General features: G+C 61.1%; 3 protein-coding genes and 1 pseudogene. All 4 read left to right on the forward strand.

Annotation, left to right across the window (positions count from 1 at the left end):
- A partial coding sequence (locus IN820_RS11765; RefSeq protein WP_235989145.1) for a hypothetical protein occupies positions 1 to 612 on the forward strand: 612 nt, incomplete at its 5' end.
- On the forward strand, positions 609 to 854 hold the full coding sequence (locus tag IN820_RS11770; RefSeq protein WP_193681162.1) for a hypothetical protein: 246 nt from the start codon (positions 609 to 611) through the stop codon (positions 852 to 854). The genes IN820_RS11765 and IN820_RS11770, both read left to right, overlap by 4 nt.
- A gap of 10 nt (positions 855 to 864) precedes the next feature.
- Positions 865 to 1986 (forward strand): type VI immunity family protein, encoded by a 1122-nt coding sequence (locus IN820_RS11775; RefSeq protein ID WP_193681163.1) that lies wholly within the window; start codon positions 865 to 867, stop codon positions 1984 to 1986.
- Between the two features lie 67 nt (positions 1987 to 2053).
- Positions 2054 to 2523: pseudogene (locus IN820_RS11780) on the forward strand (toxin VasX); the annotation flags it as partial.

Genomic DNA, 2523 nt, shown 5'->3' on the forward strand with positions numbered 1-2523 from the left:
CCATCCTGCTCAACCGCCGCACCCGCGAGCTGTACTTCGAGCAGGACGGCGAGCTGTACCACACCCCCCTGGGACGGCATCGCCGCTGCCGCCTACGCCTACGGCAGCGTCGGCCCCTATACCGCCGGCATGCGCCATGCGGCGCTCGAAGCCCTGCTGCATCGCTACGGCCATCCCCAGGAGCAGGTGCTGATCAACCTCGGCTCGCCCATCGGCAAGAGCCTGGAAATGCAGCTGGGTTTCTGGGAATACCTGCGCGCCTATATGGACGACGGTCCCTGGTTCGACGAGCACGGTCAGCGCAGCGACTCGCCCGAGTTCAATCAGAGTCTGCTGGCAGTACGCAAACGCCGAGGCCATTGGGCGCGTCTGCAATGGAGAGACATCAAGGAGCAGTACGAGGCCAACGGAGGTCGCAACTTCCTGAGCGGCTCAGATTTCATACTGTTATTCGGCGGCATCATCCTCGCTCCGCTCAACGCCCTGCAAAACTTCACCTACGCCATCGCCAAGCGCCGCTCGCGCAGCCAGTGGCCACAGCCGATTCGCAAGCGCCTGCGTGCCGACGGCCCCACCAGCCAGCTGGCCGATCTGGAGCGGGAGCAGGGGTGAGCGAGCAGACGCTGGACATGCTCGGCAGGATCGACTGGATGCAGGTGTTGATCGATGTCGGCATCGTGGTCGGCACGGTCGTGGTGGCCTTCGTGATTGCCGGGGCCCTGGTCACGGCCGGCGTGCCTGCCGCAATCGTCGCGGGGCTGATGGTACTGGTTCGCCTGGCGCAACTGTCCTGGGCCTGGCTGGCCAGCATCCTGGGGGCCGGTGCGGTTGCCGGCGCCCTGAGCGCAGGCTGAGGAAACAGCGATGAATGCATTGGAAAAACTGAAAGAACAGGCGCCGAATCTGGAGTTCGAATTACCGGACGGCACGCCAGTGGTCAAGCTGGGGCTGATCGTCACCCTTTACTTCAAGGAAGGCTATACCACCGAAAGCAAGCGGAAAGTGATGGAGTGCTTCACGCGATTTAATCAGGAATTCGGTTCGTATCTGAAGGGGCACTATTCCGATCGTTACAAAAAGCTGACTCCCGGCAATTTCGACAAGACCCATGACAGGATCTTATCTTGCGGGTCAAACGAACAGTACGAATGGCATCTGAGTAGCGCGCCAAATGCCAAGGAGGCAGAGGATTACAGCCTTTCGACCCTGAACTCCTTTGAAGTTCATGGCGATAAGAAACGCTCATATATAAAGTTGGCAATACCTTGGGCCGCCCTCAACGAACCTAAAGGTTTCGAGTGTTATCAGGAGTGGTTGCTTTATCTCTGTAACCAAGTAAAAGCGGAGCACGGCTATGGCGGGCTGTCCAGCATCCTGCCTTATGATTACGACAGTTACATGCCAATGGAATACCAATTGGCTCAGCAGTATTCCGGATTGGAAGTGGATACATTTGCCTATTCTCTAGGGCGCGAGCTGCAGGAGCACATCAAAGGCGTCAACTGGTTCACCGTCCTTGGCAATACCTACGTGGAGCGCCTGGGGGGCGAAGGCGCTATCCGCCATGCCCTGAGCGGTCGCGGCGATATCGAAGTCCTGAACTACGACAATGGCCTGATCATTCGTGCGGGGGAATATCCCGAGCTAGGCGCAGTGGCCGATGGCTCGCCGGCGGCCTATGTCGCGGTCAACCGGGTGGCCAAGCCCGTGCGCATCCCCAATCCCGATCAGTTGCACAGCTACTCCCCTTATGGCGACTGCTTCGATGAAGAAAGCACTGCCCGCTGGTACGCCCGCTTCGATCAGGAAAGCAGGAAGAACACCCCACCCAGTATCCCGGCAGGCCAGCCCTGCACGCACGAAGGCTACTGGTACAGCCCCGCCCAGGCCAATTCGCGCCGGCACTTCAAACAGGGCGAACGGATGCCCGAGTTCAAGGAGTCGAGCTGGGGGGGCACCATCTGGTACTGGTCGTCCGAGGCCTGAAGTCTTGACGCAAGCTGGTCTAGGACAAGAGCTAAACCAACCTGCTAGCCGCGTATCGCTACAAGCCATGCGCGCCCTGCGTATCGCCCGTGCCGCCGCGCTGGCCGGCGAAGCAGAGGCATTGGCCACCGGTATCCGCGTGCTGTCCCTGCCGTTGCGCCTGAGCCTGGTGGGCTTGACCGCCACCCTCTTCATCGGGCTGATCTCGCTGATCTATACCTGGGACACCCCACTGGAACAATGGATCAAGCAGACCCGCTTCGGCATTCGCCCGGCGGACTGGTCCGGCGACTTCGCCGCCACCATGCGCGCCTTCTACCAGATCGTATTGCCGGTCAGCCTGAAGCTGGAGCGCTGGAACGATATCGATCCGCGCAGCGGCCAGTGGGTCAACGAACTGCGCCTGGTGCTGCGCCTGCCGGGCCAGCGCGAATACCGCCAGGGCATGGTCTGCTTCGACGGGCACGACGAATGGCAGCGCTCGACCGGCCTGCTCGGCTCCGCCAAACGCTGCGTGCCGCTGGTATGGGGCGAGGA

It is taken from the genome of Pseudomonas lopnurensis (genome assembly GCF_015070855.1).
Classification (GTDB): Bacteria; Pseudomonadota; Gammaproteobacteria; order Pseudomonadales; family Pseudomonadaceae; genus Stutzerimonas; species Stutzerimonas lopnurensis.

Coding starts and splice junctions, on each gene's coding strand:
- IN820_RS11775 (WP_193681163.1), top strand. CDS start 865: ATGAATGCATTGGAAAAACTGAAAGAACAGGCGCCGAATCTGGAGTTC.